This window comes from Candidatus Atelocyanobacterium thalassa isolate ALOHA (assembly GCF_000025125.1).
GTDB lineage: Bacteria > Cyanobacteriota > Cyanobacteriia > Cyanobacteriales > Microcystaceae > Atelocyanobacterium > Atelocyanobacterium thalassae.
In genome coordinates this window covers 757,338-773,716 of sequence record NC_013771.1, presented here as the reverse complement: position 1 = coordinate 773,716, position 16,379 = coordinate 757,338, and the positions used below count along the sequence as shown (strand labels likewise).

Here is a 16,379-nt window from a genome sequence, read left to right as displayed (position 1 = left end):
TAAAATCATTATTTATCAACCAATATGATAATTAGTTGTTTATATTTAATCATATTATTTAAATAGGGGTTATTTTTATATGCTCAATAGAACTATTGCTTCTATTAAGAATATTCATGCTAGAGAAATCTTAGATTCTCGTGGTTTTCCTACTATTGAAGTAGAAGTGATTTTAGCAACAGGAAATTTTGGTATTGCTCAAGTTCCCAGTGGTGCCTCTACCGGAAGTTATGAGGCACACGAACTTAGAGATAATGATATCAATCGCTATAATGGCAAAGGAGTTTTAAAAGCGGTTACAAATATACGAGAAAAAATTACTCCTTGTTTGCTTGGGATGAATGCTTTTGAGCAAAAGATTATTGATAATGTAATGATTGAAATAGATAGTTCTAGTAACAAAGAAGTACTAGGAGCTAATGCAATTCTTGGTGTATCACTGGCTGTTGCTAAAGCTGCTGCTAAAGATTTATCTTTACCTCTATATCGCTACATTGGAGGTTTATCGGCAAATGTTATGCCTATACCTATGATGAATTTAATTAATGGAGGTAGTCATGCATATAATAATGTTGATTTTCAAGAATTTATGATCATGCCTATTGGTGCTGAGTCCTTTAAAGAAGCTTTGAGATGGGGTGCCGAAGTATTTCATTCGTTAGGCAAAGTTTTAAAAAAACGTAATCTAATGTCTGGAGTTGGGGACGAAGGAGGATATGCACCAAATTTAAATTCAAATAAAGAAGCCTTAGATTTACTTATTGAAGCTATAGAGACGGCTGGTTATAAACCAGGGAAAGAGATCTCTTTAGCTATGGATATTGCTTCTAATGAATTTTATAAATGTGGAGAATATGTTTACGACAATACATCACATTCTGCAAAAGAATTTATTGATTATTTGTCTAAACTAGTTGGTCAATATCCTATTATTTCTATAGAGGATAGCCTTCAGGAAGAAGATTGGGATAATTGGCAGTTGTGTACAGAATCTTTAGGAAACCTTATTCAATTGGTAGGGGATGATTTGTTCGTAACGAATCAAGAACGCCTTCGTAAAGGAATAAAGAAAAAAGTGGCAAATAGTATTCTTATTAAACTTAACCAGATTGGTAGTTTAACTGAAACTTTAGATACTATTTCTCTTGCTTCTCGCAATCAATACAATACTGTTATTTCTCATCGTTCCGGAGAAACAGAAGATACAACAATTGCTGATTTAGTAGTAGCTGTTAACTCCGGACAAATTAAAACTGGCTCCCTATGTCGCACCGAAAGAATAGCGAAGTACAATAGACTTCTTCGTATTGAAGAAGAGTTAGGTCAATCTGCTATTTATGCACCAAAAATTGGTTTAGGACCTAAAGTACCTTAACTTTTAATATATCTAGTTAAAAAGACTTTCATAATATTGTAAGTTTAAGTGCAAATATTTAAATTGTTAATTAAATGCATTTATGAATCTTTCAATTAAATATATTGTAGAAACTAAATAAAGATATCTTTATTCAACTAGTAAAATTAATTTTTCCCTATGAGTTTATTATCTTTTGATAGCTTAGTTATTTTCAATGTCTAACTACAAGATGTGGAAATTTATTCATTAATGCTGAAAAAATTAAGCATGGAGCTTTATTTTGTAAAAAAACTTTTTCCTTGATATTTCTCCAGTATGAAGGTCCTTTTTGTGCTGCAGACATCCATAAAAGATTTTTTGCACGAGTTATCGCAACATAGATTAATCTATATTCTTCTGCTTTTTTTAATAATTTTGATTGTTCCCATACTTGTTTTATTTCATTTGTGCAAATATTATTTTCATAGCTTAAATATTTTTCATGAGATAAAGCTCGAATTTGAGTACGAGCTATTTCTGCTAAAGAAAAATTTCCTAAAAATTTTGAAGTAGCAGAAATTTTAATTTCACCAGATAAAATATCTTCATGAAGAAACGGTAAAAAAACATAATTCCAATCTAAACCTTTTGACTTATGCATAGTCATAATAGTTACTTGATTAGGTCTAACATATGGTTGTTCATTATCCTCTGTAATTTCTTCAAATTGTTCTAGATCAATAATCTTTTTTAAAACATCAATGATATTTTTCAAAGTTATTGTTCCATTTAGTTCGTCATATATTGTGTCAGACAATTTTTGAACGCTCGCCAATTCCATGCTTTCATATTTTAGAATTGTCCCTAAAAATGCAATAAGATAATAACTAGGAAGTTCTAGCTTCGCTTTAAGTAAACTACGACAATAATTACGAGCTTGTATAACTGATTTCTCAGGTTCGGAAAGAAGAGAGGTAGAATATAAAAAATCTTCAGGATTCATTATTATTTTATTCCAATCTTGTTTTATTATTAAATTTTGTTTTTCTAAAATTTTTAAAGAGTTTTTCAAATAGCTAAGAGAATGTGGACGATCCATGAACTTTAGTAAAGTCAAGATATCTTTTGGTATTTGAGAAAACTGATTTTGTTTTCCTACTTCATAAATTGAAATTTTATATTTTTCAGGAAAATCTTTTAAATTTTGGGCCAAGAAATGGCTCTGCGTATTTTCCCTAACTAAAATTGCTATGCTTTGATTCCGGTTTTTACGCAAAATTGTGATGATTTTTTGACGTATTAATTTAATACTGTGATAAATATCTTGAGGAATATGAATTTCTAATCCAGGATTAGAGGATTGAGGATTAGCATTCACTTGAGGATCATTTTTATCAACTAATTTAATTTCTTGTACATGAAAAGGAATATTTTTTTCTAATGTTTGTTGCTCAGAAAAACTATTTTTAAGATTTGTTTGTTTTTTTATCCATTCATCTCTCATCCACTTTAGAGAAAAATTAGCAGCATTTATGATATCTATGTTGCTACGTCCAGCTTGATTCATTTTTACTAGAGTTTTATCTTTTTTGCATGCCTCACAAAACCAATTAAAGTAAATTGGATCGGCGGCAGTAAATGTAGAATTTATTGCTTGATTAGGATCACCAACTTTTACTAAATTAACTTCAAAAGTGGGATTATTATGATCACTAGCAAGGGTAGATATTAATTTTTCCTGTAAGGGACTAGAATCCTGTGCTTCGTCTTCAAAAACAGCAAAAACCTTTTGTTGCCAAACTTGTCTAATATCAGAATCGTCTAAAATATTTATTGCCTCATGAATCATGTCATCATAATCAATAAAATTAGAAGACTTCATAACTGTTTTATATTGCTTATATAAACTAACTGCTAATAATAAAGTTTGGTAATTATCATGTTTACGATCATTAATTTTTTCAAAATCTTTTAAAGTTAAGCCAGAACTTTTTATTTCTCTAATAATGCTATATGCAAATCTTGGGAAAATTTCATTTCTTAAGATAGATTTGCGTCGTAACTGTTCAGTCCTAGATTCGTTAATTACAACTCCTTTTAATAAACTTTGATAGTGCAAAGGATTGTTGTCAATCCATTTATCGATAGAGTTTTCAATAATTTTATGATTAGGAGTAAGATTAATAAGAGTTGAATTTGTTAAATTCAATTTGGAAAAATTAGGATGATTATTGATAATTTGTAAAGCTAAGCCATGTAGTGTATTTACCATAAAGCCATCTTGAGAGATATCTAAATCTATAAGATGTTGCTTTATTTTTGCTTCTATTGCCATGGCAGCTGATCGAGTATATGTAACAATAACCAGTTGCTTATTAATATTTAGATTATTGCGAGCAATTAATATTGCAGCTGTAGTTGCGAGGCTATGAGACTTTCCTGCTCCAGGAACAGCTGTAACAGACATTTTTCCAGATTTCCAATGAGCTAATTGTTTCTGTTCATAGCGTAGGTTGGTCAGAAGAATATCTAGCTTCTTTTCAAGTATTTGAGAGTTAGTAATTGATGAATCTTGTATATAATCTTTCAATCTGTGATTTTTTTGTAAAATTTAAACAGTAATTAAATATACTTAACATATATTAATGTCAGATATGTAATTATTTTTACGTTAATTAAATATATATTGTAAAACTTTTATACGCGATCAAACTAGTTGATATTATTTGTTACTGAAAAAAAGAATTGGTAGCTATTTTATATTTATCGTTTAATAAGTGAGAATAAAACATAAGGATAATATAGTTAAAAATCAGCTTTTAACTATATTATCCTTATTACTGTATCGGTTATTAAAGATTTATATTCTTATAACATACCTGTACTGGCAATCCCTAAAATCATACCTACCCCTATTATATGACCAAGACTTGTTGCTCCTAATATTGCACCAATATTAAGATGGCCAAACATTTCTGAGAACTGAGGTAGACGTGTTTCTTTACTAGACTCACCAACAACTAACTTAGTTATTGCTATTGCTAAAATATTACAAGCAATCATTATAGATGCTACCTTTGGACTCCATTCTACAGTAGTAGGAATTGTAGCTACTAGCATAAAAGTAGAATACATAATTTGTCCTCCTTAAAAATAACTATACTCTTTAATCCTAAAAGGTCAAGACACTCGGTCTGACAATGATGTTGTAATACTTAATAAAAAAATAATAAAATACATTACTAAAATATTACCCTAAAAACTATTTATCTGTTATCATTACTAGTTGTATCCTGGAGAGGTGGCTGAGTGGTTGAAAGCGGCTTCCTGCTAAGAAGTTATAGGCTAACGCCTATCGAGGGTTCGAATCCCTCCCTCTCCGTTCGCTTTTTTTATGGTTTTAGAAAAGAAGATTAGTTATTAAAAAAAAATTATATTAATTTAATATCCAACTATAGTAGATTAATTAGATAGGATAATATTTCTTTTTATAAAATAGCTAAGTTAGAATTTATGTAATACTTTAGTATGTATCATCTTTGCTTTATTATTACTTAGTACATTAAATATTATTAATCATGAATATTTTAGAAACCTCTAAGGATATTGAAAATGTTTCTAAACAAGAAATTGATACCACAATTCATCGTCGTCAAACTCGTCCAGTTAAAGTCGGAGATATAACTATTGGGGGAGGTTTTCCTGTTGTCGTACAATCTATGATAAATGAGGATACTCTTGATATTGAAAGTTCTGTTAATGCTATTCGTAAGTTACATGAAATTGGTTGTGAAATTGTCAGGGTTACAGTGCCCAGCATGGCCCATGCTAAAGCATTAGCAGCAATTAAACGTAGATTAAATGAAACTTATCAACCTGTGCCTTTAGTAGCTGATGTTCATCATAACGGCCTGAAGATAGCTTTAGAAGTTGCTAAACATGTTGATAAAGTTCGTGTTAACCCTGGACTTTATGTGTTTGAAAAGCATGATATAAATCGTAGTGATTATAGTCAGAAAGAATTTAAAGAAATTGGAGAAATAATACGGAAAACCTTGGAACCTTTAATTATCTCGTTAAGAGATCAAGGTAAAGCAATGAGAATTGGTGTTAACCATGGATCCTTGGCAGAAAGAATGTTATTCACTTATGGTGATACACCTTTAGGCATGGTTGAATCTGCGTTAGAGTTTATTCGTATTTGCGAATCTTTAGAATTTTATAATTTAGTAATTTCCCTCAAAGCATCCCGAGTACCTACGATGTTGGCAGCCTATCGTTTAATGGCTCAACGAATGAATGAATTAAATATGAATTATCCATTGCACCTAGGGGTGACTGAAGCTGGTGATGGAGAATATGGGCGCATCAAATCAACTGCTGGGATAGCAACACTTTTGGCGGAATCAATAGGAGATACTCTTCGTGTCTCTTTGACCGAATCTCCTGAAAAAGAAATTTCTGTTTGTTATGGTATCCTTCAAGCACTAGGATTACGAAAAACCATGGTGGAATATATTGCATGTCCATCCTGTGGTCGCACCTTGTTTAACTTAGAAAATGTTCTACACAAAGTACGTAATGCAACTCAGCATCTTACCGGCTTAGATATTGCTGTCATGGGTTGTATCGTAAATGGGCCTGGAGAAATGGCTGATGCAGATTACGGATATGTAGGAAAACAAGCCGGATATATATCTTTATATCGTGGGCAAGAAGAAATTAAAAAAGTACCGGAAGATAAAGGTGTAGAAGAATTAGTCAACTTAATTAAAGCCGATGGACGCTGGATAGAACCATAGGTTATTTATTAAACAATTACATGCTTAAGTTGAAGTAATTGTATGAGTTAAAGGTGAGCTGGCTTCTGCGTAATGTTTTATAGGCATCCGACCCCCTAAGTAAGCTAATCTTCCTGCTCTTGTTGCTAGTCCCATAGCCTTGGCCATATATAAGGGATTTTGAGATAGTGCGATCGCACTATTGACAAGAACAGCATCAGCACCCATTTCCATAGCTTGAGATGCATCACTTGGAGATCCTATCCCAGCATCTATAATTACAGGTATATTAGCCTCCGCTATTATAATTGATATATTTGCCTGATTCCGGATTCCTTGTCCTGAGCCTATTGGTGATCCTAGTGGCATAAGAGTAACACACCCTACTTCTTCTAGTCGTTTTGCTAAAATAGGATCAGCATTAATATAGGGTAATACAGCAAAACCTTCTTTTACTAATTGTATTGCCGCGTTTAGAGTTTCAATAGGATCAGGTAATAAATATTTAGGGTCAGGTATAACTTCTAATTTGACAAAATTGTTATTCTCCTGACCTAGCAATTTAGCCATTTCTCTACCTAGTCTTGCAACTCTAACAGCTTCATCACTTGTTTTACAGCCAGCTGTATTTGGTAACATCCATATTTTAGTCCAGTCTATAGACTCTGCTAGTCCTTTATGTCCAGGAGCTTCAGACTGCACTCTTCGGACTGCAACTGTTACAATTTGACACTGACTAGCTTCTATACATTCTTTCATAAGAGAGATACTAGGATATTTACCTGTCCCTGTCATTAAACGTGAACTAAATTTGCGATTAGCTATAATCAGTTCATCAGAGGAAGAATTACTATGGTCGTTATTATTAATGGATTGAAGAAAAGTCATAAATGTTGGAGAGAAAAAGATTTATTCTTAAATCGAGCACCACTAAAATTTGTTAAAAGTGGATTATTCTTTTTGTTAGTTACTAATTCTGCAATCAAAGAAGCTGTTATAGGAGCAAGAAGAATCCCATTCCGATAATGTCCTGTAGCAATAATTAGATTATCATAATTATAATATCCCAAAATCGGTAATTTATCAGGCGTTACAGGACGATAACCCCACCAAAATTCTTGAATTGGCCAGTTAACTACATCTGGCAAAAGTTTCATTGACTTTTTAATTAGTTTCTCTATTTCTTTAGAGGTATTGCCAGACATCCATCCTAAATCTTCTGAAGTAGCTCCAATAATTAAGCGTCTATTCTTACGTGGTACTAAATATACTTGGGTTCCATATAGTATTTTTTGTAAAGAATATTGTTTAGGTATTTTCACAGCAAGCATTTGTCCTTTAAGAGGACGAACAGGTAAGCTTAAAAAGTTATTAACCCATGCTCCTCCAGCTAAAATATAAGTATTAGCTTTAAAATTTCCTTTATTTGTATATACTCCAATAACCTTGTTCTCTTTCTTAAGCAAGTTGTGGACAATTACTTCGTTTTTGATATTAACTCCTAATATTCTGGCAGCTTGGTAAAGACCATATAATAATTGTCGACTATCTACTTGGCCATCATCAGGATACAACCATCCGCCTTTTACATCTTTCCCTAATCCTAATTGATGGAGATGAATACTTTTTCCATCTAACCATTGGCCTTTAGAACATTGAGTACGTGAGTTTTGCGATATATTGTAGACTGGAGCGAGTGCTCCACAATTCTCATACTTCAAGTCTAAATTAGTTAATTTTTGAATTTTTCTGATCCAATCAGGATAGGCACAACGAGACTTTAAGCATAGATCTAGCAAAGGACCTGATAATCTTTCAGCATAAGGAGCTAACATTCCTGCAGCGGCAGGAGAGGCTGATTGAGCTAAATTTTTATTACATACAGTAACAGATATTCCTTTTAATTTAAGATCAATTGCAATAGACATTCCAATAATGCCACCGCCAATGATAATGACATCACTTGTTGTACTCATAATCATATATTATTCTTTACTCTTGCCTTAAAGTATTTAAGTTGAAAATAATTATAGTTTTGTTTTTTTTAATTATCTAGACGAATATAGATTTTATATTAACAAACATCAAAGACGGCATATATGAGGAATCCTCCAAATGCTAACACAAAGTATGTTTAAATGCGGTCTCGGTTTACGATATCAAAGATAAAACAATAACTTTTATATAAAGTTTCTAATGAATTACATTTTAAAAAAATTAATTATAAATTATTTACTGTTGCGGCAATACAAAAAATATTCCATCACTTTAGAAAAATATGCAATATAAATATTTTTCTAAAAAATAGGTTTTATTAAAACTAAAAGTTATATATATATTTAAAAAACTAAAATCGTTACATAACGATAGTTATCTATTCATTAAATATTTTTTATAATCTCATACTTCGATATTGTAGTTCTCTTTTTAAAAGTGGAAAACTATTCAATTTAATGTCTGATGATATTATTTTTTCAGCTATTAATTTTGATAATTCAAGAATTTCTTTGTTATCTGCTAAGCTTGCTAAAGCAAAATCTGGTAAACCTGATTGACGAGTTCCCAAGATAGTCCCTGGCCCCCGAAGTTTTAAATCCATTTCTGATATAAAAAAACCATCTTGAGACTGTTCCAACACGTTCAATTTTTCTAATGTATTAGGAGTTTTAGTGCTAGTAATTAAAAAACAATAAGAACTAAAACTACTTCTACCAACTCTTCCTCTTAACTGATGTAACTGAGATAGACCAAATCTCTCTGCATTTTCAATTAACATTACTGTTGCATTAGGTATGTCAACTCCAACCTCTATAACAGTTGTTGAAACCATAATTTGATATTTATTATCACGAAAATCATTTAAAACTTTATTTTTCTCCAGAGCATTTAATCGTCCATGCAATAAACCAATACTAAAACTAGGAAAAATTTCCTTTGAAAGTTTTTTATGTTCTTCTATAGCTGCTTTTATATCTAGTTTTTCAGATTCTTCAATCATAGGGAAAACTATATAAGCTTGTCTCCCTTGTATTACTTCTTGGTTTATTAGTTCGTAAGCTTTTTGTTTTTGATTTCCTATTAAGACTTTAGTTTCTATAGCTTTTCTTCCAGGGGGTAATTCATCAATTTGACTTATATCTAAATCTCCATGCAGAGTTAATGCTAAAGTACGTGGTATAGGAGTTGCTGTCATGCTTAAAACATGAGGAGATTTACCTTTGTTTAAAAGTCTAGTTCGTTGTTCTACACCAAACCTGTGTTGCTCATCAATAATAACAAGTCCTAGCTTTTTAAATTTTATCGGTTCTTGTATTAATGCGTGGGTTCCTACTAGTAATGGTAATTCACCTGTTAATAATTGACGGTAGATTTCATTTCTCTTAGATTTTTTTGTAGATCCTGTTAATAGTTCAACAGATAAATATAACTGATTAAAATACAATACTATCTTGTTATAATGCTGTTCTGCCAAAACTTCTGTTGGGGCCATCAAAGCAACCTGATATCCAGATTCTAAGGTAGTTAATATAGCAAAAATTGCAACAATAGTTTTTCCTGAACCGACATCTCCCTGTAAAAGACGATTCATGGATTGTAATGAATCTAAGTCTTTAATTATTTCATTAATAACCCTTCTTTGAGATTTTGTTAATTCAAAAGGTAACAGTTTATTAAATTGGTGAGTCAAGTATCTATTAGGTGTAAAAGAATTAATAGTTTTTAATACTTTCCTTTCTTGTCGACGTTTTAAAAATCCTAACTGTAAATAAAAAAATTCATCAAATATTAAACGTCTTCTAGCACGTTCTAAAAAATCGAGACTTGTCGGAAAATGAATATTAATCAAAGCATCTTTCAAGTCTATTAAATCATATTTACTCTTAAGTAATATTGGTAAAGGATCTAAGATTGTCTTTGCAGATTTTAAGTTAGAAATAATTATTTTGCGAATTAAATTATTATCGATTCCTTCTGTTAAAGAATATACAGGTAAAATACGACCTATATTCCAAGATTCAATACTTGAATTAAAATCATCTAAAACTTCTATCTCTAGATTATCTAAAGTTAGACCATAACGATTTTGTTTAACTAACCCAGATACTGCTATGACAGTGGATCGGATATACTGTCTTTTTTGTTTCTCTTGCCATCCTTTATTCGTAAATCTATTACCTGAAAAAAATCTATTTAGTTTGATTTCTCCTGTATGGTCTTGCACAACTAATTCTAAAATACTCAACTTTTTGTTTTTAGAACTAGTGAAAAAGTTACATCTCTTTACTCTTCCTATTATAGTGACAGTTTCTCCTTCCTTGATATTTGAAATTGTTACCTGGCGAGCATAGTTAATATAGTCTCTGGGATAATAAAATAATAGGTCTCTAATTGTTTCCAATCCTATTTTTTCTAACAATTCTATTTTGCGAGGCCCTATGCCTTGTAAAGCATGTAAATATTGTTCTAAATTAAGTTCATCAGATAGTATAGATTCTATGTTGATTAAAGTACTTGTTTTTGGTTGCCTATAATCAGAACGTTTGACAGATATCTCAAAATCTTGTCTTAGCTTATGTAAAAATTGACGGGTTTCAATAATTAACTGTTTTCTTTGAGGTAGAGTTAAATTACTATAACTTGCATATCGTTCAGCAAATTGTAACCAGCGTTGTTTTTTACTATTCGGTGTTTTATCGGATAGAGATTGACTAAAGCTAAGGCGTAAATATTCACTAAATTGATACTGCTCACCTTGTATATTAATAAATCCTCTTTCTATCTCAATCGATAAGGCTTTGTCCAAACGAACCCAGTAAGAATTTTCAGAAGTCATCTTAACTTGTTTGATAAATACTTATTTTTTATTAAGACTTTTTAATTTAAGTATGGCAAATTATAAATTAGTTAAGCATATATTAATATATTCTTGAAGAAATATATAATTATTGATCATTAATAATGTTTATGTAACATTATTAAAATCAAAATTTGATAAGATTCATATTAATTGAGAAGATTTAAGTATCATAAGGTAATTTTTTATGATCTTAGATTATTATTTAAGTAATGTAATGCATTGCTTTTTAACTTATATTAAAAAGATGAATCTTGATATAAAAAAAATTTTTGGAAATAAAATAATCTTCTCTGAAATAAATGATTTAATTTTTATTAATATTTACTAAAACAAAAAGGTTATTAATGATATTAATTTAGAAAAATTTTGTATTTTATTACAACACAACTATTTTCTATATCTAAAAAATATTGGTCTATATTTCAATTTTTTGATTTATATTCAAGATAGTTTTTATGCAAGATAGTAGCATTAGACTTTAATAATATGTTGAATTCTCAATTTTTTCTTACGACAAAATCTACTTGTTTAGCCATTATTCAACTATTAAGGTGGGATAAGCCTACAGGAAGACTAATTTTAATGATTCCTGCTTTATGGGCTCTTTTTTTAGCCTCACGAGGGTTTCCTCCATCATCTTTGATATTAATAATTATATTAGGATCGTTGTCTACCAGTTCAGCAGGTTGTGTTATTAATGATCTCTGGGATAGAAATATTGACCCTCAAGTAAAGAGAACTAAAAATCGTCCTTTGGCATCACGTACTCTATCTATTCAGGTTGGGATTGTAACTGCTTTTATTTCTTTAGTCTGTGCATTAGTTTTATCTCTTTATTTAAATACTTTAAGTTTTCTGTTGTGTATTTTAGCCGTACCATTTATTGTTTGTTATCCTTTGGCAAAAAAATTTTTTCCAATTCCTCAATTAATTTTATCTTTATCTTGGGGATTTGCAGTTCTTATTAGTTGGACTGCGGTAACTCAAAAACTTGAGTTTGATACTTTTATTTTATGGGCCATAACTGTTTTCTGGACACTAGGTTTTGATACAGTTTATGCAATGTCTGATAGAGATGATGATAAAAAAATTGGTGTTAATTCTAGTGCCTTATTTTTTGGGCAACATGCAGAAAATATAATAGCCTGCATTTTTGCTTTTACCGCAAGTCTTTGGGCATACCTAGCAATAAATATGCAGTTAAATTTTTGTTTTTGGATAACATTAGTAATTGCTTCAGGAATGTGGATAAAACAATGTATTCTTTTAAAATCTCCTAACACTCCACAAAAATTATATGAACAAATTTTTAGAGAAAATGTATATTTAGGATTAATATTACTAGTAGGAATTATTGCTAGCAATACATATCAACTATAGAACTGTGAGGAGAAGAAGAATATATAAAAACTTCTATTATTTATCTAATTAAAGAGTTAAAAATAAATAATTTTATATTATCCCCAGATAATGTAGAATGCCATGTCCGCTTATTAACTCAACTAAAAGAGCAACAAATCCTAGCATAGCTAATCTACCATTCCATACCTCTGCAGTACTTGTTATTCCCCACTGCCAAGACTTCTTAGGGTATATTATGATGTTCTCTCTTGGATGAGTTATGCACTTGAAAGTTACTGGAGGTTTTTCTAGAGAATGAATAACTAATTCAGCTAGAGCATCTATAAAAATAGGATGAGTATTTAAAGCTGGAACTCTAGAAAAATTGTAAATACCTGCTTTTTCAGCAGTCTTACGATACTCGATATCAATTTCTTGAAGAGTTTCAATATGTTCAGAAACAAAACTAATAGGAACCACTAGTAAATCTTTAATTCCTTGTCCTCCTAATGCTTGAAGAGCATCTTCAGCATATGGTTTCAACCATTCTACTGGACCAACTTTACTTTGATAAGCCAATGTGTAAGAATTCGGACGATTAATTGCACTCATTAGTAAATGAGTACAAGCTTCAATTTCTGCTTGATAGGGATCACCAGCTTCTTCTACATAACTTTGAGGTACACCATGAGCACTAAAGAATATATGTACTTGTTCCGGATTAGAACACTTGTTTAATTCTTTGATAATCAAATCAGCCATAGCTTTCAAGTAATTTGGATTATCATACCAAGAAGGTATTAATGTATACTCAATCTGTCTTAATACAGGATCAGTTTGCCATATTTTTTCAAGCACACGAAAGCTAGAACCGCTTGTACTTATTGAAAATTGCGGATATAAGGGAAGAATAATTAATTTATCTGGACAATCATGCTTAATATGATTAATAGCTTCTTCTGTAAAAGGATACCAGTAACGCATGCCTATATAGACATCCATTTTCTGTCCATATTCTAAAAGTTTTTTGGCAAGTGCTTTACCTTGAGCCTCTGTTATTTTTCTTAACGGAGAACCTCCTCCAATCTGACGATAGTTATCTTGAGATTTGTTGGTTCTTAAAGTAGAAATCAGCCAGGCCAAAGGTTTTTGCAGCCATGGAAAAGGTAAACGAACAATATCTGGATCAGAAAACAAATTAAAAAGAAAAGGACGAACATCTTTCAATTGTTCTGGTCCACCCAAGTTTAGTAATAAAACCCCAACACGACCCATGATTTTTATAATTAATATTTTTTAATTCTTATTAAGTGTAGCAATATATCTTAATTATCTTCTGCTTCTTTTTAGATTATAAATACTGACAATTTATTACAAGGTCTGTAATACTTAATGATCTATGTTTTTCTATATTTTATTTTAAATACTTCTTAAAATTCAATGATGATTAAGGTAAATATAGGTAATTAAATACATAGGCTTAATTACTGTACATTAAAGTATGGTTAGAATAATCAAGTAATTATGTGCAATATACCTTATAAGTAAAATTAAAACTATATCTTTTTTCCTAACATTTAATCTCTATTAACACCTTACAAGTTGTTATAAGTTATTATTTTAAATAATGTAAAAAGTAAATAATATTAATAACTATGGCAACTATATTAGCAATTGAAACTAGTTGTGATGATACTTCTGTAGCTATTGTTAATGATAGACAAATTTATAGTAATATTGTTGCCAATCAAAATGAACTTCATAATTACTATGGAGGAATAGTTCCTGAAATAGCATCTCGTGAGCATTTATTACATATTAATTATTGTATTGATCAAGCCTTACAAGTTGCAAAATTAAATTGGAGTGAAATTGATGGCATTGCTGCAACAGTTGCCCCAGGGCTCGTTGGAGCTTTGATGGTAGGAGAAACAGCAGCGAAGACGCTTTCTATGATACATGAAAAACCATTTTTAGGAATTCATCATTTAGAAGGACATATCTATGCAAACTATTTATGTGAAAATGATTTAAAACCTCCTTTTCTTTGTTTACTAGTATCAGGAGGTCATACTAGTATAATTCATGTTAAAAGCTATGGAATTTATGAAGAATTAGGAGCAACACATGATGATGCTGCTGGAGAAGCTTTTGATAAAGTAGCTCGATTATTGGATTTAGGCTATCCAGGTGGTCCAATTATTGATAAGTTAGCAACTATGGGTGATCCGAAAAAATTTAGTTTACCAGAAGGTAGGATATCTCTACCTCAAGGAGGTTATCATCCTTACGATTCAAGTTTTAGTGGATTGAAAACAGCTGTTTTAAGACTGGTAGAAAAATTTAAGAAAGAACAAGGTGTTGATTTACCTGTTGCTGATATAGCAGCAAGCTTTCAAGAAACAATAGTTCGTTCATTAACCAAAAAAACTATTAGATGTGCGATGGATTACGATATAAATAATATTGCTATTGGCGGAGGAGTTGCTGCCAATAGTTGCTTGAGAAATTATTTAACAGAAGCTGCTAGCAAAAATAACTTAAAAGTTTACTATCCTCCTTTAGAATTATGTACAGATAATGCTGCTATGATAGCTTGTGCTGCTGCTGATCACTTAACAAGAGGACACATTTCTTCCTGGAGCCTTGAAGTACAATCTCGATTAAAAATTTCTGAAGCGACGAAACTATACAAATAAGTTTATATCTCAGCAACATAATTAAAAAATCAAGGCTTACATTATTTTAATAAGTAGAAAAATTGAACCTTACTTAATATAGTCTTATGGAATAAGGCTATATTAAGTAAGGTTCAATTTTTTTGATTTTAACAATATTATATTTAAAACGGAGAGAGAGGGATTCGAACCCTCGTTAAAGTTACCCCTAAACAGCATTTCCAGTGCTGCGCCTTCAACCGCTCGGCCATCTCTCCTTATACACAAGACCGTCTCTTATTATATACTAGAAGTTTGTTTTTTTCTAGTATGTAAACAATTTATGTATAAGTAATGTAGTTTATTAGTTAGTGATTTTACAATTTACCAATCACAAATTTTAATGGCTGGAATTCATTTAACTTCTTAGTTTAATATTTGATAACTTAGGCTCACGCCACCATGCAAGTAATGTGCTTGCAATAAAAATACTAGAATAAGAACCTACTGAAAAACCTAAAATTAAAGCAAGAGCAAAATATTTTATTGTTTCTCCTCCAAAAAGAAAAAGACTTATGAGAGGTAACAAAGTTGTAGCAGTAGTATTAATAGAACGAGCTAAAGTCTGATTTACAGATTTATTTACTATTTCACTCAAAGGAAGTTCTTCACTGAATCGATCTATATTCTCTCTAATACGATCATAAATTACGACAGTGTCATTTACAGAAAATCCTATTATAGTTAGCAGAGAAACTAAAAATAGACTATTAACCTCTATCGATGCAAATAATCCTAAAAAAGAGAAACAACCAACTGTAATTAAAACATCATGCACTAATGCTAGGATAGCGAAAAATGCATAATCAATTTTAAAACGAACACTTAGATAAAAAACTATTCCTAAAAAAGATACTAATAAAGCTAAAATTCCAGATTTAAAAAGTTCCCAACCGATAGTAGGTCCTACCGTATCTATTTGAATTGTTTCAGGATCAAATTTCCCAACTTTGTTGTTTAATTCTTTCTGCAATTCAGTCCTTTGTTCTACATCAAGTGCCTTAGTTTGAATAGAAAGAATATTATTTTCTAAAACTTGAATAGTATTGTCATTCAAATTTCTAGTAGACAAGATATCCCGAACTATTTTTGTATCAATTGGTGTGATACATTTTTTTTGAATCTCGCATTCTAGCTGTAATTGAAGCCTGGTACCTCCAACAAAATCTAGCCCTAATTTTAAAGGAGCATTAAATTTAGAATATGAAATAAGTATTCCAATAATACTACTTAAAATTATTGTTGAAGATATAAACCACCATGCCTTTCTCCATTTAATTATATTTAATTTCATGATTAACTATTTTTAAAATACTAGAGAATAAAATTGTAAAACTTCGTATATT

Annotated in this window: 9 protein-coding genes, 2 tRNA genes and 1 pseudogene; 5 read left to right on the top strand and 7 right to left on the bottom strand. The window is 30.6% G+C overall.

Annotated elements, in window-relative coordinates; translation table 11 throughout:
- Positions 1-79 precede the first annotated feature (79 nt).
- A complete protein-coding gene (eno, locus tag UCYN_RS03230; RefSeq protein WP_012954068.1) occupies positions 80-1,375 on the top strand; it encodes a phosphopyruvate hydratase in 1,296 nt (431 codons plus the stop codon).
- A gap of 193 nt (positions 1,376-1,568) precedes the next feature.
- Here the strand turns inward: eno and UCYN_RS03225 are convergent, their stop codons facing one another.
- Complete coding sequence (locus tag UCYN_RS03225; protein ID WP_041487849.1) at positions 1,569-3,899, bottom strand: ATP-dependent helicase; 2,331 nt, start codon at positions 3,897-3,899, stop codon at positions 1,569-1,571.
- Between the two features lie 305 nt (positions 3,900-4,204).
- A complete protein-coding gene (gene psaK, locus UCYN_RS03220) occupies positions 4,205-4,471 on the bottom strand; it encodes a photosystem I reaction center subunit PsaK (RefSeq protein ID WP_012954066.1) in 267 nt (88 codons plus the stop codon).
- A gap of 160 nt (positions 4,472-4,631) precedes the next feature.
- On the opposite strand from psaK, the gene UCYN_RS03215 reads away from it, so the two are divergent.
- Positions 4,632-4,718: transfer RNA gene (locus UCYN_RS03215), tRNA-Ser, on the top strand.
- A gap of 196 nt (positions 4,719-4,914) precedes the next feature.
- A complete protein-coding gene (gene ispG / locus UCYN_RS03210) occupies positions 4,915-6,138 on the top strand; it encodes a (E)-4-hydroxy-3-methylbut-2-enyl-diphosphate synthase (RefSeq protein WP_012954065.1) in 1,224 nt (407 codons plus the stop codon).
- A gap of 24 nt (positions 6,139-6,162) precedes the next feature.
- Here the strand turns inward: ispG and thiO are convergent.
- Together thiO and recG are read right to left on the bottom strand one after the other, a co-directional pair.
- Positions 6,163-8,093, bottom strand: a pseudogene (gene thiO / locus UCYN_RS06270) (glycine oxidase ThiO).
- Between the two features lie 416 nt (positions 8,094-8,509).
- Positions 8,510-10,951 (bottom strand): ATP-dependent DNA helicase RecG, encoded by a 2,442-nt coding sequence (recG, locus tag UCYN_RS03195; RefSeq protein ID WP_012954062.1) that lies wholly within the window; start codon positions 10,949-10,951, stop codon positions 8,510-8,512.
- A 510-nt stretch (positions 10,952-11,461) separates the two neighbouring features.
- Between recG and UCYN_RS03190 the strand changes: the two genes are divergently transcribed.
- Positions 11,462-12,355 (top strand): 4-hydroxybenzoate solanesyltransferase, encoded by an 894-nt coding sequence (locus tag UCYN_RS03190; RefSeq protein WP_012954061.1) that lies wholly within the window; start codon positions 11,462-11,464, stop codon positions 12,353-12,355.
- Positions 12,356-12,427: 72 nt separating this feature from the next.
- Here the strand turns inward: UCYN_RS03190 and hemH are convergent, their stop codons facing one another.
- Positions 12,428-13,591 carry a ferrochelatase gene (gene hemH, locus UCYN_RS03185; protein ID WP_012954060.1) on the bottom strand — a complete coding sequence of 388 codons (1,164 nt, stop codon included), beginning with the start codon at positions 13,589-13,591 and terminating at the stop codon, positions 12,428-12,430.
- 380 nt (positions 13,592-13,971) lie between these two features.
- Here hemH and tsaD point away from each other — a divergent pair, with 380 nt between their 5' ends.
- Positions 13,972-15,015: a tRNA (adenosine(37)-N6)-threonylcarbamoyltransferase complex transferase subunit TsaD gene (tsaD, locus tag UCYN_RS03180; RefSeq protein ID WP_012954059.1), complete on the top strand. Its 1,044-nt coding sequence runs from the start codon at positions 13,972-13,974 to the stop codon at positions 15,013-15,015.
- A 149-nt stretch (positions 15,016-15,164) separates the two neighbouring features.
- Here tsaD and UCYN_RS03175 read toward each other — a convergent pair.
- Positions 15,165-15,251: transfer RNA gene (locus tag UCYN_RS03175), tRNA-Ser, on the bottom strand.
- A gap of 140 nt (positions 15,252-15,391) precedes the next feature.
- Complete coding sequence (gene secF, locus UCYN_RS03170; protein ID WP_012954058.1) at positions 15,392-16,327, bottom strand: protein translocase subunit SecF; 936 nt, start codon at positions 16,325-16,327, stop codon at positions 15,392-15,394.
- Positions 16,328-16,379 lie beyond the last annotated feature (52 nt).